Origin of the sequence: Pseudomonas sp. PICF141, from assembly GCF_002286815.1 — a bacterium.
Classification (GTDB): Bacteria; Pseudomonadota; Gammaproteobacteria; order Pseudomonadales; family Pseudomonadaceae; genus Aquipseudomonas.
In genome coordinates this window covers 1-21,310 of the sequence record NZ_MUNM01000016.1, presented here as the reverse complement: position 1 = coordinate 21,310, position 21,310 = coordinate 1, and the positions used below count along the sequence as shown (strand labels likewise).

Sequence of the window (21,310 nt, the reverse complement as noted above, 5' to 3'; positions counted from 1 at the left end):
TCCGCACTATCTGACACTTTTTGTCACCACCCCCCAGCTGGTTTGGCTCCATTGCTTGACTAGGCTATAAGTCATTCACTGTCTGCGTCCGGAACCCCAATGAATGACATCGCCCTTAGCGGTCTGGCCAAGCAATTGGTATTGGCCGAGCTGATCACTGACCAAAGTGCGCAACAGGCGTATCAGCAAGCCCAACGCAATCGAATTTCGCTGGTCAGTTATCTGGTGCAAAACAAACTGCTGAAAAGCTGGCAGGTCGCCGAGGTGGCCTCGGAGCATTTCGGCATGGCCCTGCTGGACCTCAACTGCCTGGACAAGGATACCCAGCCCCGAGGCCTGGTCAGTGAGAAGCTGATCCGTCAGCACCATGCCCTGCCCCTCTGGCGGCGTGGTAACAAGCTGTTCGTGGGAATCTCCGACCCGAGCAATCACCAGGCCATCAACGACATCCAGTTCAGCACCGGGCTGAGTACCGAAGCCATCCTGGTGGAAGAAGACAAACTCAGCGATGCCATCGAAAAATTCTTCGACAACCACTCCACCGGCCTGGAAGACATGGCCGATGTCGACCTTGATGGGCTGGACATCGAGTCGGTCGATGAGCAGAAACAAGACGTCCTTGTGGGGCAAGACGCCGATGACGCGCCGGTGGTGCGCTTCGTTCACAAGATGCTGCTCGATGCGATCAAGAGCGGTTCTTCCGATTTGCATTTCGAACCCTATGAAAGAATCTACCGCGTGCGGATGCGTACCGACGGCATGCTGCGGGAGGTCGCCAGGCCGCCGACACAACTGGCCAACCGCATTGCTTCGCGGTTGAAGGTCATGGCCAGTCTCGACATCTCCGAGCGGCGCAAACCCCAGGACGGGCGAATCAAGATGCGCCTGTCCAAAAGCAAGTCCATCGACTTTCGGGTCAACACCCTGCCGACCCTGTGGGGCGAGAAGGTAGTGATCCGGATCCTCGACCCGTCCAGTGCCCAAATGGGCATCGATGCCCTCGGTTACGAACCCGACCAGAAAGACCTGTATATCGCCGCGCTCAAGCAGCCACAGGGAATGATTCTGGTGACCGGCCCCACCGGCTCGGGCAAGACCGTATCGCTGTATACCGGGCTGAACATCCTCAACACCGTCGATATCAATATTTCCACTGCCGAAGACCCGGTTGAAATCAACATCGAAGGCATCAACCAGGTCAACGTCAATCCCAGACAAGGACTGGATTTCGCCCAGGCGCTGCGCTCGTTTCTGCGTCAGGACCCGGACGTGATCATGGTCGGTGAAATCCGTGATCTCGAAACCGCCGAAATCGCCATCAAGGCTGCCCAGACCGGGCACATGGTGCTTTCGACCCTGCACACCAACAGCGCCGCGCAAACCCTGACCCGCTTGCACAACATGGGGATTCAGGGGTTCAACATCGCGACGTCGGTCAGCCTGATCATCGCCCAGCGGCTGGCGCGCAAACTGTGCAGTCATTGCAAAAAGCCCATCGAGATTCCCCGTGAGGCATTGCTCAAGGAAGGCTTTCCCGAGGAACGCATCGGCTCGTTCACGATCTATGAACCGGTCGGTTGCGATCAATGCAACAGCGGTTACAAAGGGCGAGTAGGGATTTATGAAGTGGTAAAGAACACCCCTGACCTGCAACGGCTGATCATGGCCGAAGGCAATTCACTGGAAATCGACACCCAGATGCGTAAGGACGGATTCAACGACCTGCGTACTTCGGGCCTGCTCAAGGCCATGCAAGGCATCACCAGCCTTGAAGAAATCAACCGGGTCACGAAGGACTGAACATGGCGGTCAAAGCAGCGAAAATCAGCGTATATGCCTGGGAAGGCACCGACAAAAAAGGCGCAAGAATGACCGGCGAATTGACCGGCCAGAATCCCGCGCTGATCAAGGCTCAGTTACGCAAGCAAGGGATCAACCCGGGCAAGGTGCGGAAAAAAACCGCGTCCATTTTCAACGCCGGCAAACGCATCAAGGCCCTGGACATTGCCCTGTTTACCCGGCAGATGGCGACCATGATGAAAGCCGGCGTACCGTTGCTGCAATCGTTCGACATTATCAGCGAAGGCTTCGATAACCCGAACATGCGCAAGCTGGTGGACGAGGTGAAACAGGAAGTCGCGGCCGGCAACAGCTTCGCCGCGGCCCTGCGCAAAAAGCCCCAGTACTTCGATGAACTGTATTGCAACCTGGTGGATGCCGGCGAACAGGCCGGCGCTCTGGATACCCTGCTGGAACGGGTTGCGACCTACAAGGAAAAGAGCGAAAGCCTCAAGGCCAAGATCAAGAAAGCCATGACCTATCCGCTGGCGGTGGTGTTCGTCGCGATCATTGTGACCGGGATTCTGCTGGTCAAGGTTGTGCCGCAGTTCGAGTCGGTGTTCTCGGGGTTTGGCGCCGAACTGCCAGCGTTCACCGTGATGGTCATCGGCTTGTCGGAGTTCCTGCAGGCCTGGTGGTGGATGGTGCTGGGTATGTTGGGTGCGCTGATTTTCGGCATCCGCCATGCTTTCAAAAAGTCCCCGGGCTTTCGGGACCGAATGGACACCTGGCTGCTGAAACTGCCGTTGGTTGGCGCGCTCATGTACAAGTCCGCCGTGGCCCGTTACGCCCGCACCTTGTCGACGACTTTCGCCGCCGGCGTGCCACTGGTCGAGGCTCTGGATTCAGTGGCGGGCGCAACCGGCAACATCGTGTTCAAGCGAGCGGTGTTACGCATCCGACAGGACGTTTCAACCGGCATGCAGCTGAATTTTGCCATGCGCACCTCCGGCATCTTTCCGACCATGGCGATCCAGATGACGGCCATCGGCGAAGAGTCTGGCGCACTGGACGACATGCTCGACAAGGTCGCAAGCTTCTACGAGGACGAGGTGGATAACATGGTCGATAACCTGACCAGCCTGATGGAGCCTTTCATCATGGTGGTGCTGGGGGTTATCGTCGGCGGCCTGGTGGTTGCGATGTACCTGCCCATTTTCCAACTCGGCTCAGCGATCTGATATGTCCTTGAACGAATTTCTGAGTCTCGACCCGCTGGCTTTCACGATCACCGCATCGGTGATCGGTTTGCTGGTCGGCAGTTTCCTCAACGTGGTGGTCTGGCGCCTGCCGAAAATGCTTGAGCGTGAATGGCGCTTGCAGGCCCATGACGTCCTGGACTTGCCCCCCGAAGCCCCTGCCCCGACTTATAACCTGATACTGCCTCATTCCGAATGCCCCGACTGTGGCCATCGGATTCGAGCGTGGGAAAACATTCCGCTACTCAGCTATCTGTTTTTACGCGGGCGATGCTCGAACTGCGCGACGCCGATCAGCAAACGTTACCCGCTCACCGAACTGGCCTGCGGCGTGCTGTCGGCGTTCGTCGCCTGGCATTTCGGTTTCGGCTGGCAGGCCTGCATGGTGCTGATCCTGAGCTGGGGCCTGTTGGCGATGAGCCTGATCGACGCCGAGCATCAGCTGTTGCCGGACGTGCTGGTGCTGCCGTTGATATGGCTGGGGCTGATCGTCAATAGTTTCGGGCTCTTCGTTTCACTGCATGACGCGTTTTGGGGCGCGGTGGCCGGCTACATGGCGCTGTGGACGGTGTTCTGGCTGTTCAAGCTGATCACCGGCAAGGATGGCATCGGCTACGGTGACTTCAAGCTGTTGGCGATGCTTGGGGCCTGGGGCGGCTGGCAGATCCTGCCGCTGACCATCCTGCTGTCATCGCTGCTGGGCGCCATCATCGGGGTGGTTGTGCTGCGCCTGCGAGACGCGAAAACCTCGACGCCGCTGCCCTTTGGCCCCTATCTGGCCATTGCCGGCTGGATTGCCTTGCTCTGGGGTGGTCAAATAACCGGCTTCTATTGGCAGTTCATCGGTTTGAAATGAATACCCCTGTGAAAAAACCCTGGATTCTCGGCCTGACCGGCGGTATAGGCAGCGGCAAAAGCGCCGCCGCCCAGCACTTCATCGATCTGGGCGTGCACGTGGTGGACGCCGATCATGCGGCTCGCTGGGTGGTGGAGCCGGGGCGCCCGGCACTGGCGAAGATCGCCGAGCACTTTGGCCCCGGCGTGCTGCAAGCCGACGGCCAACTGGATCGCGCCGCGCTGCGCAAGCTGATCTTCGAAGTGCCAGAGGAACGCCGCTGGCTCGAAGCGCTGTTGCATCCGCTGATCGCCGAAGAAATCACTCAGCATCTGGCCAAGGCACAATCGCCTTACGCGATTCTGGTTTCGCCACTGCTGATCGAGTCCGGGCAGTACGCCATGACCCAACGGGTTTTGGTAATCGATGCTCCGGAACAGTTACAGATCGAACGCACCCTGCAGCGTGACCAGACCAGCGAACAGCAGGTCCAGGCGATCCTCAAGGCCCAGGCCAGCCGACAGGACCGCGTGAGCCATGCCGACGATGTGGTGGTCAACGACCGCGACCTCGCCTGGCTGCACAGCGAGGTCGAACGCCTGCATCATTTTTACCTTACTTTGCCTGGAGGCCAGTCATGAGCCAAATCCCGACCGTCGATTGCCCAACCTGTGGCGCCCCTGTCGAATGGAGCCCGGAAAGCAAGTTCCGGCCATTCTGTTCAGATCGTTGCAAACTGATCGACCTGGGCGCCTGGGCGTCGGAAGAACACAAGATCCCGGTGAGCCCGGATGCCGAAGACGAAATGTTCAGCGAAGACTTCGCCCCGCGCCACTGATCCCGCCCCTCAGGGCCGCATAAAGCCATAGTCCTGGCCCTCGTCGAGGTTCTCGGCGAGAAACCGCAACTCATCGGCCAGGTCTTCTGGATTGCGTACCGCCTTGCTCTGCTGCACCACTGCACTGAGCAAGGCGCGCAGGCTCAACCCCGGATCGAAGCCCACCTCTTGCGCCACATCCAGACTCTGACGCAACTCCTGCCGGGCCCACTCATACACACTCATGCCATTGCTCCTGAAGGTTTTCCAGAGCATGGATTCGGCAATGTTTTTTGGATTTGATGTGGATCAAGATTTGGGATCGTCGTCTTTCCAGGGGGCCGAAAGGTAGCGTGTGCGATTGAACGTCTCCAGCCACTCAGGGCAGAACACTACCAATGCGCTGACCACCATGCCGTTGATAAAGGCTTCCGGGAAAATCAGCAGCCACAGGTAGCCGACAAAATCTGCCAGCCAATACGGCATGGCGAAACGTTCGTCGTACCACAGCAGCGTGAGCGCCAGCGTCAGGCACAACAGGGCCGACAATGCAGCGGCAAAAAAACCCGAACAGAAGATGTACACAAACGGATTACGCGGCTGCGCGCGCTCGACCAGGATGGCGCAGCATTCGGTAATCAGCACCGGCAGCAGAATCAGCAGCGCGCCGTTGACCCCCATGGCCACCATGTCCTGCCGCCCGAGCAACACCAATCCTGTTTGCGCGACCAATCCGCCGACAATCGCCAACGGCCAATCGAGCAATAACGTCACGGCCGTCATGCCGATGAAGTGATAGGACACTCCGGTATCGAAATCCCGTCGCACCAGCCAGAGCATGAACAGCGCGAACACCGTGCCGAACAACAGGTGCTGACGGCGACTATCGCTGAACAGTTCGACCCATGGCACTCGACACGCAGCCCAGATCACCACCGGCACGTAAATCAGCCAGCCGACTGTGAGACTTTGCTGTGACAGCAGTTCGGCGCCGATCATGGGCGTGCCTTCCTGGGCGGCGAGGTCCGCATAAGCGCAAGACTGTGCAGCAACACTGTTCTATATTTCACGCGTCTCTCCTATCGTGATAGCTCTCAGTCTATACCGGCGTTCTGACTGGCCGTGTCGCGCGTTTACCCCGGCGAGTAGAGACCTCGAAGGATCAAAAACATTACGCAAACTTTACGAGACAAAACCACAAGCCAGTCGATACTGCGCGGCGCTAACAAGACAGGCGTTATCTATGTCCATTGCGGTTTTGCGGTTTATCGGTTTCATCCTGGGTATTTTTCTGATCACGCTCGCGGTGAGCATGGCGATACCGCTGCTCACGCTGGTGATCTATGAACGCAACGATGAGATGTCAGCCTTTCTATGGTCAATCCTGATCACGGTGGTGTCCGGGCTGCTGCTGATTAACAAGGGACGTCCCGAAAACGCTCAGTTGCGTCCCCGCGATATGTACATGCTGACGACCGCCAGTTGGGTGGTTGTCTGCATGTTTGCCGCATTGCCCATGGTTTTTATCCAGCACATCAGTTACACCGACGCGTTTTTTGAAACGATGTCCGGCATCACCACCACCGGATCGACCATTCTGACTGGCCTGGACACCGCCTCCCCCGGGTTGCTGATCTGGCGTTCCATGCTGCATTGGCTGGGCGGGATCGGCTTCATCGGCATGGCCGTGGCCATCCTGCCGCTATTACGGGTCGGGGGGATGCGGCTGTTTCAGACCGAATCATCCGACTGGTCGGAGAAGGTCACACCGCGCTCCCATGTCGCCGCCAAGTATATTCTTGGGCTGTATGTGGGGCTGACCGCGATTTCCACGTTGGCGCTGTGGTTAACCGGAATGACGCCGTTCGAAGCCATCAACCATGCAATGTCGTTGATTTCCACGGGAGGATTTTCCACCTCCGATTCTTCTCTGGCGCACTGGACGCAACCGGCCATTCATTGGGTGTCGGTGGTTATCATGATTCTGGGCAGTCTGCCCTTTACGCTGTATGTGAGCCTGTTGCGCGGGAATAAACAGGCCTTGTTCAACGATCATCAGGTACGCGGCTTCATTGGCTTCTTGCTCATTACCTGGCTGCTGTTCGGCACCTGGTTGTACGTGCACAGCGAGTACGGCTGGTGGGAAGCGTTCCGGATCGTGGCGGTCAACGTGACGTCGGTGGTCACGACGACCGGCGTGGCGCTAGGGGATTACACCTTATGGGGCAGCTTCTCCGTGTTGCTGTTTTTTTATCTGACCTTTGTCGGCGGCTGCTCCGGCTCCACTGCCGGCGGCCTTAAAATCTTTCGTTTTCAAGTGGCTGGCGCCTTGCTCATGGGCAGCCTGAAACAATTGATTCATCCTCGCGCCGTCATCCAGAAGAAATACAACAATCGCCCCATCGATGAAGACATCGCCCGCTCACTCCTGACGTTTTCATTCTTTTTCACCATCACCATCGCAGTGATCGCCATGGGCCTGGCGCTCATCGGCCTGGACTGGACCACCGCATTGAGTGGCGCGGCCACTGCCGTCTGCAACGTGGGGCCAGGCCTTGGTTCGATCATTGGCCCGGCAGGTAACTTCTCGACACTGCCCGATTCGGCCAAATGGCTGCTAACCATCGGCATGCTGCTGGGAAGACTGGAGATCCTCACCGTTCTGGTGCTGTTCATCCCGGTTTTCTGGAAATACTAGCCTCGACGACCAATGGTGATTTATTGCCTAGACTCCTCTTGTCCACCGTGCAAATGCGTTTCAGACATGAACGGCACGAGAACTAAAACAAGAGGAACATCTAATGCTCAAATCATTGTGGAGCGCGGTCGCCTGCACACTCGCGCTGGGCGCGTCGAGCCTGGCGCTGGCGGCTGATCCCGTCGTTATCAAGTTTTCTCATGTGGTTGCCGAACAAACGCCTAAAGGCCAAGGCGCCCTGCTGTTCAAGAAACTCGTCGAAGAACGTCTGCCCGGCAAGGTCAAGGTAGAGGTTTATCCAAACTCTTCGCTGTTTGGTGATGGCAAGGAAATGGAGGCACTGTTGTCGGGCGATGTGCAGATGATTGCGCCGTCGCTAGCCAAATTCGAGCAATACACACCCAAGCTGCAATTGTTCGATCTGCCCTTTCTGTTCAATGACATCTCCGCAGTCGACCGCTTCCAGCAAAGCCCTGACGGCCAAGGGCTTCTCAAGTCCATGGAAAGCAAGAACATCACCGGTCTGGCCTATTGGCATAACGGCATGAAGCAGTTGTCGGCCAACAAGGCGTTGCGTGAACCGGGCGATGCCCGCGGTTTGAAATTTCGCGTGCAGGCTTCGGCGGTGCTCGAGGAGCAATTCAAGGCAGTACGCGCCAACCCTCGCAAGATGAGCTTCGCCGAGGTGTATCAGGGCCTGCAGACCGGCGTCGTCAATGGCGCGGAAAACCCTTACTCGAATATCTACAGCCAGAAAATGCACGAAGTGCAGAAGTTCATCACTGAATCCGACCATGGCTTGCTCGATTACATGTTGATCACCAACACCCGGTTCTGGACTGGCCTGCCGCCGGATATAAAAACCGAGCTGGAAAAGGTCATCGTCGAGGTCACCACTCAGGTGAACAAAGACGCGGAGAAACTGAACCAGGATGCCAAACAGAGCATCATCAACGCCAAAACCAGTGAAATCATCACCCTGACCCCGGAACAACGTGGCAAGTGGCGCGAAGCAATGAAACCGGTCTGGAAAAAGTTTGAAGGCGATATCGGTGCCGACCTGATCAAGGCCGCCGAAGCCGCCAACCAGGCTCAGTAATCTGCCGGCGGGCGCCGCCCAAAAGGGCGACCCCTGTTTCATCGTCATCACTCGATCGGGAGATGCCACTCATGAATGCCTTACGGCGAATCTGGGATCACTTCGAAGAAGGTTTTATCGTCTTCCTGCTGGCGGCAATGACGCTGGTCACGTTCGTCTACGTCATCCTTAACAACCTCTATAGCGTTTTCTACAGCCTCGCCGAGCAGTGGCAGAGCGCCAGCGAACCCTTATTCGCGATTGGCGACAGCGTCATGGGGATGGCCCAGGCCATGACCTGGAGCATATCGCTGACCAAGGCCTTGTTTGCCTGGCTGATCTTTTTTGGCTTGTCCTATGGCGTGCGCACCGCGGGGCATATCGGTGTCGATGCCTTGGTGAAACTGGCCAGCAAACCGGTTCAGCGAATCATTGGCATCATTGCCTGCCTCTGCAGTCTGGCTTATGCGGGCCTGCTCAGCGTCGCCAGTTTCGAATGGATTCAAACCTTGTTCATCGCCGACATCGGTGCCGAGGACCTCGGTCATTACGGCATCATGCAATGGCACATCGGGCTGATTGTGCCCGTGGGTTTTGCCTTGGTATTCATCCGCTTTGCCGAGATCCTGGTGCGCATTGTGCAAAACCGTCAAACGGGCCTGGGCCTGGCGGACGAGGCTGCGGAGGTGATGAAACTGACCGAGCATGAGGATGACAAGAAATGACTATTCTTTTCCTCTTCGCTGCTCTGTTCGCACTGATGTTTATCGGTGTACCCATCGCCATTTCCCTGGGCCTGGCCGGTTCGCTGACGATCATTTTTTTCAGCCCTGACTCCGTGCGCTCATTGGCCATCAAGCTGTTCGAGACCTCCGAGCACTACACATTGCTGGCCATTCCGTTCTTTTTGCTGGCCGGCGCCTTCATGACCACGGGCGGGGTGGCGCGGCGCTTGATCGATTTTGCCAACGCGTGCGTTGGGCATATTCGCGGCGGTCTGGCCATCGCGGCCGTACTGGCGTGCATGCTGTTCGCCGCGTTGTCCGGCTCAAGCCCCGCAACAGTCGCCGCCGTAGGTTCCATTGCCATTGCGGGGATGGTCCGCTCCGGTTATCCACAGGCGTTCGGTGCCGGGATTGTGTGCAACGCCGGCACCCTGGGGATTCTTATTCCTCCGTCTATTGTGATGGTGGTGTATGCCGCGGCGACGGAAACTTCGGTCGGCAAGCTGTTCATGGCCGGCGTGGTGCCCGGCCTGCTGCTGGGTACAGCGCTGATGGTGGCCATCTACGTCGTCGCCGTGAGGAAGAACTTGCCCGCCATGCCACGGGCGACTGTTCGTGAATGGTTGAGTGCAGCACGCAAGGCCATTTGGGGCCTGCTGCTGATGTTCATCATCCTGGGCGGCATCTACAGCGGAATGTTCACCCCGACCGAGGCGGCGGCCGTGGCAGCGGTCTATGCGGCGTTCATTGCGCTATTCGTCTACAAGGACATGTCGTTTCGCGAGATACCAAAGGTACTGCTCGAATCCGCCAAGCTGAGCATCATGCTGATGTTCATCATCGCCAACGCCATGCTCTTCGCCCACGTACTGACCACCGAGCAATTACCTCAACAAATCACCGCCTGGGTCATCGGCGCGGGTCTGACACCGGTGACATTCCTGCTCGTGGTGAACATCGTCTTGTTAATAGCAGGCGCCTTCATGGAGCCCTCGGCAATCATCCTGATCCTGGCGCCGATCCTGTTCCCGATTGCCACGAAGTTGGGAATCGACCCGATTCATTTGGGAATCATCATGGTGGTGAACCTGGAGATCGGCCTGATTACGCCGCCCGTGGGCCTGAACCTGTTTGTCACATCGGCGGTGACCGGCATGCCACTGACGGCCACCATTCATGCAGCGATGCCTTGGCTGATCATCCTGCTGTTGTTCCTGATATTGATTACTTATGTTCCGTGGATTTCTCTGGTTCTGCCGAACTCGCTCGGGATGATGTAAAGAGCGAGCAGGCCCAAACATTGCGCTGAAAGTCTTGGCCGGGAGGACGGCATGCTCCATGGAGCATATCGATCATCCGGGCCAGACCCAGCACGTAGAGTACGAAGCCATGGGTAACTGCGCCCGAGCTCATAACAGCTTCCATGTGTAGCTAAAGATCAGGCGGTTTTCGTCGATATCACTGCGGTAATTGGAACGCGCCATCACATTGCGCACGCGGATCCCGAGGCCTTTGAGACTGCCGCTCTGCAGCACATAACCGATGTCCAGATCGCGTTCGCGGTCCTTGCCTTCAAAGCCCTTGCCGGTGTCGACGTTATGGCCGGTGATGTAACGCACGGTGCTGGTCAGGCCGGGCACGCCGAGGGCAGCGAAGTCGTAGTCGTAACGCGCCTGCCAGGAGCGCTCATCGGTGTAGGCGAACTCGTAGGTCGGCACCTCGTTGCCCAGTGGTGAGATGTTGGCAAACACCCGCGGGAAGGCGCTGTCGCCGAACATACCTTGATAGCCGACATAAAACGTGTGGCCGCCGCGCTTGGCCGACAGCAATGAGAAGAACGCCTGGTTGTCGATATTGCCCAGTAATTTTTTGCCGTCTTCGCGCGAATCGTAGTAGCCAAGGTTGGCACCCAAGGTCCAATCGCCCATCGGCTGGCTGTGTTTGAGACCGAGAAAGCGCTGGAGGTAGATGTCTTCCAGTTGCCCGAACCAGGCGCTGACCGAGCTGCGTTTGTCATTGAAGGCGTAATCGGCGCCAGCAAAGTTGAAACCATCACCGCTGACCTGACGCTGGGGAACATGACCGAGCATGGCTTGCATCTTTTCATCGCCGGCCTCGTTGCGCAGGCTGGTCGAATTCAAGTGGCCGCCTTGCAAGGTCAGGCCATCGATTTCATTGGAGCTGATGCTTGCGCCCTGATAACTGGGCGGCAGCAAGCGGATATCGCTGAAGGCCAGCACCGGCACGTTGGGTTGCAACTCCCCCACTTTCAGCTCGGTCCTGGAGTAGCGCATTTTCAGTGCGCCTTCCAGACGGCTGTACTCATTCGCCGCGCGCCCGTCATCGCGCACCGGCAGCAAACCGGTGTTGACCCGGTCCGGGCTGCTGTCGAGCTTGAGGCCGAGCAGGCCGATGACATCCATACCAAAACCGACCGGGCCTTGGGTATAACCGGATTTGACGTTAAGGATGAAGCCTTGCGCCCACTCTTCGGCCCTGGACTGTCGATTGGCCCCGACGATGTCGGAAAAGTCCCGGCTGAAGTAGTAATTACGCGCCTGCAAGGTGGCCGTGGTGTCTTCGATGAAGCCGCTCTCGGCGGCCATTACGCCACTGGAAAAAACCGAGACGAGCGCCAGGGACAACCCTGAACCGGTTGCTGGAAAAATCTGTTTCATCGCTGTTCTCTTATTGTTATTGATCGACAGGCTGAAGTGACCTGAGGCGCAGAACGTCGGGCACTCAACAACAGGTACGACATGCCGCCGTGCCGCCCGCCGTCTGGTTCAAGCGCTGGTGGGCGTCAACGTCCGGGCAGCAGCGCTACGCTGACTGCTGATGGCAAACACGGTCATGGCGAGGGCCGCCACCGCACCCGGCAAGGCAAACGCCATGAAATTCAGTTGCAGCGGCAGGTTGACCCCCAGCAAGGCACCGCCCAGCAGCGGGCCGACAATCGCGCCGTTGCGGCCGATGCCTGAAGCCCAGCCCAGGCCGGTGGAGCGAATGGTCATGGAATAAAATTGCGCGGCGCAGGCGTACAGCAGAATTTGCGAGCCAATGGTGGTGGCGCCGGCCAGGGCGATCAGCAGGTACAGCACCGGCATCGGACTGTTGAAGCCCAGCAAGGTGATCGATACCGCAGCCACAACGAAAAACACCGCCAGCACACGCGGCAGATTGAGCTTGTCGCCCAGCACACCGCCGCCAACCGCGCCAAAAATGGCCCCGAAGTTAAGCACCAGCAGGAACGACAGACTCGAGCCCAGGCTGTAACCGGCGTTGGCCATCAGTTTCGGCAGCCAGGAACTCAAGGCGTAGACCATCAGCAAGCAACAGAAAAATGCCAGCCACAGCATCAGCGTGCGCAGCGCGCGGCCCTCACGGAACAGTTGCAACACCGGGGTCCCGACGCCCTTCACTTCGCTCATGTGCAACTGATCGCTGGCGAGTGCAACGTAAGCCGGGTCAACCCGTTGCAGAACGTTGCGCGCCTCTTCATTGCGCCCCTGACGCAGCATGAAACCCACCGACTCGGGCAGGAAGTACATGATCAACGGCAATAACAGCAACGGCAGCACCGCCACGTAAAACACTGACTGCCAGCCGAAGCTGGGGATCAGCACGATGCCGAGCCCCGCCGAGAGCATGCCGCCCACCGAATAGCCGCTGAACATGATTGCCACCAGCGTGCTGCGGATTTTCTTCGGCGCGTACTCGTTCATCAGCGCCACGACGTTGGGCATCACTCCGCCAATACCCAGGCCGGCAATGAACCGGCACAGACCAAACTCGGTGGGGTTACGCGCAAATCCATTGAGCACGGTAAAACCGCTGAAGAGCATCACGCACAGGGTGATGGCTTTCTTGCGGCCAATCTTGTCCGACAGCGGGCCGAAAAACAGCGCGCCGAACATCATCCCGAACAGCGCGTAACTTCCCAATGCCCCGGCTTGCAGAGGACTGAGCCCCCACTCTTTCATCAGCATCGGCAACACCACGCCGTAGATCACCAGATCGTATCCGTCGAAGATGATGATCAGGGCGCACCAGAACAGCACCATCCAGTGAAAGCGGTTGAATCGAGCGTTGTCGATCAGCTCATGTACGTCGATCTTGCGCATGGCATCTATCTCTTGTTGTTGTTTTTTTAAGAGTCGGTAACGCGGCTAACGTCCGTAAAGCCGAGGGTAGAGACGCCGGGCACGGGGCAATAGCCGCTTTGCGCAGATCGCTATCCGTTTTGTGCAAGGCCCTGAATCGAGTGTGGGCTGAGGCGTGCCCCAACCCTGTAGAGGGTTGAATCATCGACTAGACTCACGCGATTAGTGATGAAGTTGAACGTCAAGAGCAGCAGGCCGTCCACGACGGACGCCAGGTTTGCTTGAAGCAATGCGCGATCCGCACACTGATCGTTGCATCGCAGGTCTATCGGTAATCCGAAACTGGCATAGGTGAGGCTTTGGTTATGGCAAAACAAAAAAAGAAAACCCCCGCTAAACGTAACTCTGCTGCCCCCTCGAAACTGACGAACAAAGAGTATCTTGAGCAGCTACGCCAGCTGCATGTCGAAATGGTCAAGCTGCAGGAATGGGTGAAGCAAAAAGGCATCAAGGTTTGTGTCGTGTTCGAGGGGCGCGACGGTGCCGGCAAAGGGGGGACGATCAAGGCGCTCACCGAGAGGGTAAGCCCGCGTGTCTTTCGGGTGGTGGCGCTACCGGCCCCGACCGATCGCGAGAAGAGCCAGATGTACATTCAACGCTACCTGGCCCACATGCCAGCGGCCGGCGAAGTGGTGATTTTCGATCGCAGTTGGTACAACCGCGCCGGGGTCGAGCGTGTGATGGGATTTTGTACCGATGAACAGGTGACCCGTTTCCTGGCCCTGGCCCCGTTGATGGAACGCATGATGGTCGACTCGGGGGTCATGCTGTTCAAATATTGGCTGGAAGTCAGCGAAGAGGAGCAGACCCGCCGGCTCGAAGCGCGGATCAAGGATGGCCGCAAAATCTGGAAACTGACGCCAATGGATCTCAAGTCATACAGCCGCTGGTATGACTACTCCCGCGCGCGGGACGACATGTTCAAGGCGACCGACACCGAACATGCTCCATGGCTTGTGGCCAACTCGAATGACAAGAAACGGGCCCGCCTCAATATCATCTCTGATCTGCTCAGCCGTATTCCGTACAAGGATGTACCGCGCGAGAAGGTGATTTTGCCCAAGCGGCAGAAATCAGGCAGCTATCGCGAACCGAATTATCCATTGCGGCGCGTTCCGGAAAAATTCTGACCGGCACGTTCAAGCGAATCTGCGCTGTACACCAAAGGGCCACATCCTATGAGCCATTCGGATGCTTTGCCTCCCGTCCCGGAACCGGGCCGCATTGCCCATCGCAATAGCGGCGACACCGGTTGGAGTCGCTGGCTGCCCGGACTGCGCACGCTGCGCGAATACAAAATAACCTGGTTGCGGCACGACTTCGTGGCAGGACTGGTGCTGACCACGATGCTGGTGCCTGTCGGCATCGCCTACGCGGTGGCATCGGGCGTACCCGGCATTTACGGCCTTTACGCAACCATCGTCGGGCTACTCGCGTATGCGCTGTTCGGCCCCAGCCGAATCCTGGTGCTGGGGCCCGATTCCTCGCTGGCTGCCGTCATTCTCGCGGTGGTCCTGCCACTGTCCGGTGGCGACCCGCATCGTGCAATCGCCCTTGCGGGCATGATGGCGATCGTGTCGGGAGTCGTGTGCATCCTGGCCGGCATCGCGCGCCTGGGCTTCGTCACGGAGCTTCTTTCCAAACCGATCCGATATGGGTACATGAACGGAATCGCGCTCACGGTATTGATCAGCCAACTGCCCAAGTTTTTCGGTTTTTCGATTGAGTCCGACGGCCCGCTGAGAAACCTGTGGGCGATCGTTACCTCGGTCATGGAGGGAAAATCCAACTGGACCGCCTTCATGGTCGGCGCAGCCACCTTGGCCGTGATTCTGCTGCTCAAGGGCAACAAGCGCGTGCCGGGCATTTTGATTGCCGTGACCGGAGCGACCATCGTTGTGGGTGTGCTGGACCTTGCAACGCGCGCGGGAGTGTCGGTCCTCGGCTCTCTTCCACAAGGCCTGCCTGCGTTCGCCATTCCCTGGATCACCAGGGACGACATCGTTCCCGTCCTCATCGGTGGTTGCGCCGTTGCCCTGGTTTCGTTCGCCGATACCAGCGTACTCTCACGTGTCTATGCGGCACGAAGCCGTACCTATGTGGACCCGAACCAGGAAATGGTGGGGCTCGGTTTTACCAATCTCGCCGCCGGATTGTTTCAGGGTTTTCCGATCTGTAGCAGTTCGTCACGTACGCCCGTGGCCGAGGCCGCAGGCGCCAAAACCCAGTTGACCGGAGTCGTCGGCGCGCTTGCGGTTGCCTTGTTGCTGATGGTCGCGCCGGACCTCTTGGAGAGTTTACCCACCAGCGCCCTGGCTGCGGTGGTGATCGCCTCCGCCATCGGCCTGATCGAGGTCACCGACCTGCGACGCATTTATCGAATCCAGCGTTGGGAGTTCTGGCTGTCAATCGTCTGCACCGTCGGCGTGGCCGTGTTGGGTGCGATCGAGGGGATCGGCCTGGCCATTGTGATCGCCGTCATCGAATTTCTGTGGGATGGCTGGCGTCCTTACTCCGCCGTCCTGGGACGTGCGGACGGAGTGAAGGGTTATCACGACATCAAGCGCTATCCCGACGCGCGCCTTGTACCCGGCCTGGTCCTGTTTCGCTGGGATGCGCCGTTGTTTTTCGCCAATGCCGAGTTGTTCCATGACCGAGTGCTGGATGCCGTGGCTGCATCGCCTACGCCAGTGAGCTGGCTGGTGGTGGCGGCGGAACCCGTCACCAGCGTGGACGTGACCTCCGCCGACATGTTGGCGGAACTGGACGAAACGTTGCACGCGGCGGGAATCAAGTTGTGCGTGGCCGAAATGAAAGACCCGGTCAAAGACAAGCTGAAGCGATTCGGGCTTTTTGCGCGGCTGGGTGAAACAGCGTTCTTTCCAACAATAGGCTCAGCGGTCGACAGCTATCTCGCCATGCATCCGGTGGACTGGATGGGTCGGGAGAACAAGGGACGCTGAGCGGCATGTTCAGTCTCTACAGGAGGTCATTCATGGTTCCCATACCCACGCTCGAAAAGGTTTTTTCCCGAGACCTGCTCGATGTACTGATTCGTGCCGGAGTGATTGCCGTTCTGGTGATGTTCTGCTTTCAGATATTCAGCCCGTTCCTCGATCTGATGCTGTGGTCGGTGATCCTGGCAATCACCCTCTATCCCCTGCAAGTCAGGTTCAAAAGCAAGCTGGGGAATAAAGACGGGGCCACCGCGACGCTGATCGTATTGATCGTCATCAGTATTCTTATGGTGCCTATTTATTTGTTGGGCGCCTCGATTGCGGATTCCGTGGAAAAGGTCATGACCATGGTCAAGACCGACAGTTTCCATATTCCGCCCCCCTCCGATGCGATAGCCAGCTGGCCATTGGTGGGCGAACCTCTTTATAACGTGTGGGCGCAAGCCGCCACTGACCTGCCCGATCTGGCACACAAGTTCATGCCGCAGATCAAAGGTGTCAGCCTTTCCCTGCTGAGCAAGCTTGCGGGTGTCGGCATGGGGCTCCTTTTATTCATCGTCGCCCTGATTATTGCCGGTATTTTTTTAGCGTATGGAGAAAGCGGCCATCGTAGCGCGGTGCAAATCGTTACGCGTTTCAGCGGTCCAATCAACGGGCCGAAAATCGCCGATCTGTGCACCGCCACCATCCGGGCAGTGGCATTGGGGGTGGTCGGCATCGCTTTCATCCAGATGCTGTTGGTGGGTATCGGTTTTGTATTCATGGGCGTCCCCGGCGCCGGCCTTCTCGCCTTGGCGGTGCTGCTGCTTGGCATCATGCAATTACCGGCAAGCCTGATTACCCTGCCGGTCATCGTCTTTGTTTTCATGAGCGAAGGTGCGAGTACGGCGACCATTGTGTTTGCCATTTATGTCTTCATCGCAGGATTGGTCGATAACGTCCTCAAACCGCTGCTGTTGGGGCGAGGTGTCGATGTACCGATGCCCGTGGTGCTGATCGGTGCCTTGGGCGGCATGGTCACGGGCGGTATCCTTGGCCTGTTTATCGGCCCTGTAATACTCGCGGTCGGCTATCAGCTGTTCTGGGAATGGGTGGATCAAGCGCAAGAGCCCGGGCCAGATAATCAGGTACCTGATACGGCGGCAGAAAATATTCGCTGATGAACACCCATAGGCATGCCAGCAAAACGGCTGAAGAAATCCCGACAGACTTTTCTGTTTTGCAACAGACGTGTTATTCAGATCACATTTGAACGCTAAGCTTGGGCCTATGGATGATTCAGATTATTTACGCCTGCTGACCATTGCGGCCGAGCAAGCCAACACGTTCCTCTCCAATGCCCGCAAATGGGAGCGTGAGCGTTGGGTTTGCCAGCGCCTGCTGCAAGGCCTGAACATTCCCTATCGCGCCGACGAATTTGCCCCCGCCGGGGAGCCACCGGACGTGTTGTTCCGCGACGCGAACTTCGAAGTGTTCTTTGTGCTCGACGAGGGTCGACGCCTCAACGACGAATGGCGCGACGAGCTGCAACGCCGACGCAGCGCGTTTTCCCTGAGCCAATTGGTGCGCCGCGAAGCCAAGCCCCGGCGCATCCCGGCCAATGAGTTTCTGCTGAGACTGGCGCCGACCTTGCGCAAAAAAGCCCACAACTACCAAGAACGCGGCATGGACCTGGGGGAGCTGGACATTATTGCGTTCGCCAGCCTAAAGCGCGAAGTGCTGGACCTCAACAGTCACTTTCCACCGCCCACCGAATACCTGCGTCAGGGTTGGCGCTCGTTGTCGCTGGTCGGCCCGACTTTCGCCCGAGTGTTGTTCGCCCATCCGGAAGCCCCGGACTTCCTGCGCGGCAACCTGGGACGCAGCATTGTTTTCGACGTCGGGATCAGCCTGTGAGCCCCTTGCAGGCACTGATCGGCGAAGTACCGCAACAAGGCCGTGTCCGCTGGATCGGGGTGCGGCCGCAATCCCGCTCGCCAATGATCGAACTCGATGCCGTGGAAGCGCGGCTCGAGGCCGGGTTGACCGGAGATCATGCCCGTCCCGGTGTGCGCAATGCGCGGCAGGTGACCTTGATTCAGTGGGAGCACCTGGCTGTCATCCATTCGCTGATGGGCCGCCCGGACGATCAACCCGTACGACCTCAAGATCTGCGACGCAATATCGTTGTCAGCGGTATCAACCTGTTCAGCCTCAAGGGCCGGCGTTTCAGGATTGGCCAGGCGATTTTCGAAACCACGGGCTGGTGCCAGCCCTGCGCACGCCTGGAAAACAACCTCGGCCCCGGGACTTTTCAGGCCGTGCGCGGACATGGTGGAATCACTGCCCGAGTGTTACAAAGTGGCATCATTCGCCTGGACGACAGGGTGAACGTCGAGCCGATTCCGGACAGCGGCTATGCTCCGTTCAATCCAGGATAAAAGCCCTGTAGCTTCTCCACATTCAGCAACGTCTACCTGACGAGGCCAATATGACCAGCCGCCTGAACCCCGACGACCAAAAGCATGTCGAAGAGTACCTGCGCCTGTCCCAGCACCAAGTCGAGCGCCGGCCTTTCCGGCCGTGGATGCTCCTGGTGCTGGTGTTGGCAGTGACCATTGGTTTAGGCCTGTTGAGCCGACTTATCAGTTACCTGACGCTATGAGCAGCCGAGGGTCTGTTGACGTTTGATGACGAACCGCGTCGTCAAACATCAACAGCCCCTCATGCTCGCTCGGTTGACTGCACCGATTTCTTTTAGCCTTGCGAGATATCCCCATGACTCATCGTATTGTCATCGTTGGCGGCGGCGCCGGCGGTCTGGAGTTGGCTACCCGTCTGGGTAAGACTCTGGGCAAGCGCGGCACGGCCAGTGTAATGCTGGTCGACGCGAACCTGACCCACATCTGGAAACCGCTGTTGCACGAAGTGGCGGCAGGTTCCCTGAACTCTTCCGAAGACGAACTCAACTATGTTGCCCAGGCAAAATGGAACCACTTCGAGTTCCAGCTAGGGCGCATGAGCGGGCTCGATCGGGCACAGAAGAAAATCCAGCTGGCCGCCACCTACGACGAGGCTGGCCTGGAACTGGTGCCGGCGCGCGAAGTGCCTTATGACTCACTGGTGATTGCCGTCGGCAGTACCACCAACGACTTCGGCACACAGGGCGCGGAGCAGCATTGCCTGTTCCTCGACACCCGCAAACAGGCCGAGCGCTTCCATCAACAACTGCTCAATCATTACCTGCGCGCCCACGCCGGGCAGACCGACAAGGTCGAACAGATTAGCGTAGCGATCGTCGGCGCCGGCGCCACCGGGGTCGAACTGGCAGCGGAACTGCACAACGCCGCCCATGAACTCGCGGCTTACGGCCTGGATCGAATCAAGCCGGAAAACATGCACATCACCCTGATCGAAGCCGGGCCACGGGTGTTGCCGGCCCTGCCGGAACGAATCGGCGGGCCTGTGCATAAAACCCTGGAGAAACTCGGGGTCAATGTGATGACCAACGCCGCTGTCAGCGAAGTGACGACAGACAGCCTGATTACCGCCGATGGCAAAGTGATCAACGCCAGCCTCAAAGTCTGGGCCGCCGGGATTCGCGCGCCGGGCTTCCTCAAGGACATCGATGGCCTGGAAACCAACCGCATCAACCAGCTGCAGGTATTGCCGACTCTGCAGACCACGCGTGACGAAAATATCTTCGCTTTCGGTGATTGTGCGGCGTGCCCACAACCGGGCAGCGACCGCAACGTGCCACCGCGTGCCCAGGCCGCGCACCAGCAAGCTTCGTTGCTGGCCAAATCGCTGAAACTGCGGATCGAAGGCAAAGCCCTGCCGGAATACAAGTACACCGATTACGGCTCGCTGATTTCACTGTCGCGTTTTTCGGCTGTGGGTAACTTGATGGGCAACCTGACCGGCAGCGTCATGCTCGAGGGCTGGCTGGCGCGAATGTTTTACGTGTCGCTGTATCGCATGCACCAGATGGCGCTATATGGCGCGTTCCGCACGGCGATGTTGATGCTGGGCAGCAGGATTGGTCGCGGGACTGAACCGCGATTGAAGCTGCATTAAGATTTTCGGCGTTACTTTTGGCCTCTTCGCAGTTCAGCCTCGCTCCTACAGTGGATCTGTGTCGTACACAAAATGTGCAACCAATAACGATCTTGTAGGAGCGAGGCTTGCCCGCGAAGCAGGCGCCTCGGTCCAACTTCCAGGCTCCTGTGTTTCTCACTGTATCTCCCCCACTGATTCCATCCCTTCGCTTACAAAGCCCCCCTTGCGCGACACAGTAGCGATACACCACACCCGCTAAATGGCCACACCCGAGCAAGGCATTGCCTGCTCCGGTCATTGCCGCATTCACGTGGCGTCCTTTATCGAGCGGTTGTGTTGTGCAACCCAGGAGATTTGTAATGTCCCGTACCACTACTCTCAGCAAAAACACTGTTGGCCTGCTCGGCGCGGTCCTGGCCGGCGGCATGATGATGTCCGGCTCCGTATTCGCTTCGCAGCCATTGACTCAAGGCTACTTGCTGGCCTCGGCGGAACAGGCCGTGAAGACGCCGGAAGGCAAATGTGGAGAAGGTAAATGCGGCGAAGGCAAATGCGGCGACGCCTCCATGGCCCGGACCGATACCGATGATGATGGCCAGGTATCGCGCGCGGAATTTTTGAAGGTGGCGCCCAAGGCTGACTTCGACAAGATCGACACCAACCACGATGGTCAAATCTCGGAACAAGAGGCTTTTGATAACGTGAAAGCCAACTACGAAGCCAATGGCAAAAAAATGCCGAAGGGCTTGTTTGAACACCTTAAAGACAATAGCTAAGCCTCTGAAACCCAAGCCCTGCCTCTGTGTCGAGAAGCAGGGCTTTTTTTGCATTTACAGCAGGCAAAAAAAATCCCCGTATCTTTCGATACGAGGATTTTTAATATGGTCGGGGTAAGGGGATTCGAACTCCTGACATCCTGCTCCCAAAGCAGGCGCGCTACCGGACTGCGCTATACCCCGGT

Annotated in this window: 21 protein-coding genes and 1 tRNA gene; 17 read left to right on the top strand and 5 right to left on the bottom strand. The window is 58.1% G+C overall.

Annotated elements, in window-relative coordinates; translation table 11 throughout:
* Positions 1-99: 99 nt before the first annotated feature.
* The 5 genes from pilB to yacG are packed head-to-tail and all read left to right on the top strand — an operon-like array spanning position 100 to position 4,711.
* Complete coding sequence (gene pilB, locus BZL43_RS01285) at positions 100-1,800, top strand: type IV-A pilus assembly ATPase PilB (RefSeq protein ID WP_095630623.1); 1,701 nt, start codon at positions 100-102, stop codon at positions 1,798-1,800.
* 2 nt (positions 1,801-1,802) lie between these two features.
* Positions 1,803-3,020, top strand: coding sequence for a type II secretion system F family protein (locus BZL43_RS01280; RefSeq protein WP_095630622.1), 1,218 nt, complete (start codon positions 1,803-1,805; stop codon positions 3,018-3,020).
* Between the two features lies 1 nt (position 3,021).
* Positions 3,022-3,894, top strand: a complete 873-nt coding sequence (locus tag BZL43_RS01275; RefSeq protein ID WP_095630621.1) for an A24 family peptidase — start codon at positions 3,022-3,024, stop codon at positions 3,892-3,894.
* A complete protein-coding gene (gene coaE, locus BZL43_RS01270) occupies positions 3,891-4,514 on the top strand; it encodes a dephospho-CoA kinase (RefSeq protein WP_095630620.1) in 624 nt (207 codons plus the stop codon). The genes BZL43_RS01275 and coaE overlap by 4 nt, the downstream gene beginning before the upstream one ends.
* Complete coding sequence (gene yacG, locus BZL43_RS01265; RefSeq protein WP_095630619.1) at positions 4,511-4,711, top strand: DNA gyrase inhibitor YacG; 201 nt, start codon at positions 4,511-4,513, stop codon at positions 4,709-4,711. The genes coaE and yacG overlap by 4 nt, the downstream gene beginning before the upstream one ends.
* A 9-nt stretch (positions 4,712-4,720) precedes the next feature.
* Here yacG and BZL43_RS01260 read toward each other — a convergent pair whose 3' ends face one another.
* Together BZL43_RS01260 and BZL43_RS01255 are read right to left on the bottom strand one after the other, a co-directional pair.
* Positions 4,721-4,936 carry a hypothetical protein gene (locus tag BZL43_RS01260; protein WP_095630618.1) on the bottom strand — a complete coding sequence of 72 codons (216 nt, stop codon included), beginning with the start codon at positions 4,934-4,936 and terminating at the stop codon, positions 4,721-4,723.
* Positions 4,937-4,999: 63 nt separating this feature from the next.
* A complete protein-coding gene (locus tag BZL43_RS01255; RefSeq protein ID WP_095630617.1) occupies positions 5,000-5,689 on the bottom strand; it encodes an energy-coupling factor ABC transporter permease in 690 nt (229 codons plus the stop codon).
* 244 nt (positions 5,690-5,933) lie between these two features.
* Between BZL43_RS01255 and BZL43_RS01250 the strand changes: the two genes are divergently transcribed.
* From BZL43_RS01250 to dctM, 4 genes are all read left to right on the top strand, one after another.
* Positions 5,934-7,388, top strand: coding sequence for a TrkH family potassium uptake protein (locus BZL43_RS01250; protein WP_095630616.1), 1,455 nt, complete (start codon positions 5,934-5,936; stop codon positions 7,386-7,388).
* Positions 7,389-7,491: 103 nt separating this feature from the next.
* Positions 7,492-8,487: a C4-dicarboxylate TRAP substrate-binding protein DctP gene (gene dctP, locus BZL43_RS01245; protein ID WP_095630615.1), complete on the top strand. Its 996-nt coding sequence runs from the start codon at positions 7,492-7,494 to the stop codon at positions 8,485-8,487.
* Positions 8,488-8,558: 71 nt separating this feature from the next.
* The gene (locus BZL43_RS01240; RefSeq protein WP_052967642.1) at positions 8,559-9,191 is read left to right on the top strand and encodes a TRAP transporter small permease; all 633 of its coding nucleotides are present in this window, start codon (positions 8,559-8,561) and stop codon (positions 9,189-9,191) included.
* Positions 9,188-10,471 (top strand): C4-dicarboxylate TRAP transporter large permease protein DctM, encoded by a 1,284-nt coding sequence (dctM, locus tag BZL43_RS01235; RefSeq protein WP_095630614.1) that lies wholly within the window; start codon positions 9,188-9,190, stop codon positions 10,469-10,471. The genes BZL43_RS01240 and dctM overlap by 4 nt, the downstream gene beginning before the upstream one ends.
* 129 nt (positions 10,472-10,600) lie before the next feature.
* On the opposite strand, the gene BZL43_RS01230 is transcribed toward dctM, so the two are convergent.
* Together BZL43_RS01230 and BZL43_RS01225 are read right to left on the bottom strand one after the other, a co-directional pair.
* A complete protein-coding gene (locus tag BZL43_RS01230) occupies positions 10,601-11,869 on the bottom strand; it encodes an OprD family porin (RefSeq protein ID WP_095630613.1) in 1,269 nt (422 codons plus the stop codon).
* 108 nt (positions 11,870-11,977) lie between these two features.
* Positions 11,978-13,315, bottom strand: coding sequence for an MFS transporter (locus BZL43_RS01225; protein ID WP_095630612.1), 1,338 nt, complete (start codon positions 13,313-13,315; stop codon positions 11,978-11,980).
* Between the two features lie 344 nt (positions 13,316-13,659).
* On the opposite strand from BZL43_RS01225, the gene ppk2 reads away from it, so the two are divergent.
* From ppk2 to BZL43_RS01185, 8 genes are all read left to right on the top strand, one after another.
* The gene (ppk2, locus tag BZL43_RS01220; protein WP_095630611.1) at positions 13,660-14,484 is read left to right on the top strand and encodes a polyphosphate kinase 2; all 825 of its coding nucleotides are present in this window, start codon (positions 13,660-13,662) and stop codon (positions 14,482-14,484) included.
* Positions 14,485-14,532: 48 nt separating this feature from the next.
* Positions 14,533-16,317 carry a SulP family inorganic anion transporter gene (locus tag BZL43_RS01215; RefSeq protein WP_095630610.1) on the top strand — a complete coding sequence of 595 codons (1,785 nt, stop codon included), beginning with the start codon at positions 14,533-14,535 and terminating at the stop codon, positions 16,315-16,317.
* Between the two features lie 32 nt (positions 16,318-16,349).
* Positions 16,350-17,471 carry an AI-2E family transporter gene (locus BZL43_RS01210; RefSeq protein WP_095630609.1) on the top strand — a complete coding sequence of 374 codons (1,122 nt, stop codon included), beginning with the start codon at positions 16,350-16,352 and terminating at the stop codon, positions 17,469-17,471.
* A gap of 109 nt (positions 17,472-17,580) precedes the next feature.
* Positions 17,581-18,207, top strand: a complete 627-nt coding sequence (locus tag BZL43_RS01205) for a DUF1780 domain-containing protein (protein ID WP_095630608.1) — start codon at positions 17,581-17,583, stop codon at positions 18,205-18,207.
* Positions 18,204-18,731: an MOSC domain-containing protein gene (locus tag BZL43_RS01200; RefSeq protein WP_095630607.1), complete on the top strand. Its 528-nt coding sequence runs from the start codon at positions 18,204-18,206 to the stop codon at positions 18,729-18,731. Before BZL43_RS01205 ends, BZL43_RS01200 begins: the two co-directional genes overlap by 4 nt.
* Positions 18,732-18,781: 50 nt before the next feature.
* The gene (locus BZL43_RS01195) at positions 18,782-18,955 is read left to right on the top strand and encodes a DUF3094 domain-containing protein (RefSeq protein ID WP_050681443.1); all 174 of its coding nucleotides are present in this window, start codon (positions 18,782-18,784) and stop codon (positions 18,953-18,955) included.
* A 113-nt stretch (positions 18,956-19,068) separates the two neighbouring features.
* On the top strand, positions 19,069-20,367 hold the full coding sequence (locus BZL43_RS01190) for an NAD(P)/FAD-dependent oxidoreductase (protein ID WP_095630606.1): 1,299 nt from the start codon (positions 19,069-19,071) through the stop codon (positions 20,365-20,367).
* Between the two features lie 341 nt (positions 20,368-20,708).
* Positions 20,709-21,125, top strand: a complete 417-nt coding sequence (locus BZL43_RS01185) for a hypothetical protein (protein WP_095630605.1) — start codon at positions 20,709-20,711, stop codon at positions 21,123-21,125.
* Between the two features lie 106 nt (positions 21,126-21,231).
* Here BZL43_RS01185 and BZL43_RS01180 read toward each other — a convergent pair.
* Positions 21,232-21,308, bottom strand: a tRNA-Pro gene (locus tag BZL43_RS01180).
* Positions 21,309-21,310: the final 2 nt, after the last annotated feature.

Bases quoted from the DNA above. Each gene is read 5' to 3' on its own strand.
- pilB (WP_095630623.1), top strand. From the start codon at position 100: ATGAATGACATCGCCCTTAGCGGTCTGGCCAAGCAATTGGTATTGGCC.
- BZL43_RS01280 (WP_095630622.1), top strand. From the start codon at position 1,803: ATGGCGGTCAAAGCAGCGAAAATCAGCGTATATGCCTGGGAAGGCACC.
- BZL43_RS01275 (WP_095630621.1), top strand. From the start codon at position 3,022: ATGTCCTTGAACGAATTTCTGAGTCTCGACCCGCTGGCTTTCACGATC.
- coaE (WP_095630620.1), top strand. From the start codon at position 3,891: ATGAATACCCCTGTGAAAAAACCCTGGATTCTCGGCCTGACCGGCGGT.
- yacG (WP_095630619.1), top strand. From the start codon at position 4,511: ATGAGCCAAATCCCGACCGTCGATTGCCCAACCTGTGGCGCCCCTGTC.
- BZL43_RS01260 (WP_095630618.1), bottom strand. From the start codon at position 4,936: ATGAGTGTGTATGAGTGGGCCCGGCAGGAGTTGCGTCAGAGTCTGGAT.
- BZL43_RS01255 (WP_095630617.1), bottom strand. From the start codon at position 5,689: ATGATCGGCGCCGAACTGCTGTCACAGCAAAGTCTCACAGTCGGCTGG.
- BZL43_RS01250 (WP_095630616.1), top strand. From the start codon at position 5,934: ATGTCCATTGCGGTTTTGCGGTTTATCGGTTTCATCCTGGGTATTTTT.
- dctP (WP_095630615.1), top strand. From the start codon at position 7,492: ATGCTCAAATCATTGTGGAGCGCGGTCGCCTGCACACTCGCGCTGGGC.
- BZL43_RS01240 (WP_052967642.1), top strand. From the start codon at position 8,559: ATGAATGCCTTACGGCGAATCTGGGATCACTTCGAAGAAGGTTTTATC.
- dctM (WP_095630614.1), top strand. From the start codon at position 9,188: ATGACTATTCTTTTCCTCTTCGCTGCTCTGTTCGCACTGATGTTTATC.
- BZL43_RS01230 (WP_095630613.1), bottom strand. From the start codon at position 11,869: ATGAAACAGATTTTTCCAGCAACCGGTTCAGGGTTGTCCCTGGCGCTC.
- BZL43_RS01225 (WP_095630612.1), bottom strand. From the start codon at position 13,315: ATGCGCAAGATCGACGTACATGAGCTGATCGACAACGCTCGATTCAAC.
- ppk2 (WP_095630611.1), top strand. From the start codon at position 13,660: ATGGCAAAACAAAAAAAGAAAACCCCCGCTAAACGTAACTCTGCTGCC.
- BZL43_RS01215 (WP_095630610.1), top strand. From the start codon at position 14,533: ATGAGCCATTCGGATGCTTTGCCTCCCGTCCCGGAACCGGGCCGCATT.
- BZL43_RS01210 (WP_095630609.1), top strand. From the start codon at position 16,350: ATGGTTCCCATACCCACGCTCGAAAAGGTTTTTTCCCGAGACCTGCTC.
- BZL43_RS01205 (WP_095630608.1), top strand. From the start codon at position 17,581: ATGGATGATTCAGATTATTTACGCCTGCTGACCATTGCGGCCGAGCAA.
- BZL43_RS01195 (WP_050681443.1), top strand. From the start codon at position 18,782: ATGACCAGCCGCCTGAACCCCGACGACCAAAAGCATGTCGAAGAGTAC.
- BZL43_RS01190 (WP_095630606.1), top strand. From the start codon at position 19,069: ATGACTCATCGTATTGTCATCGTTGGCGGCGGCGCCGGCGGTCTGGAG.
- BZL43_RS01185 (WP_095630605.1), top strand. From the start codon at position 20,709: ATGTCCCGTACCACTACTCTCAGCAAAAACACTGTTGGCCTGCTCGGC.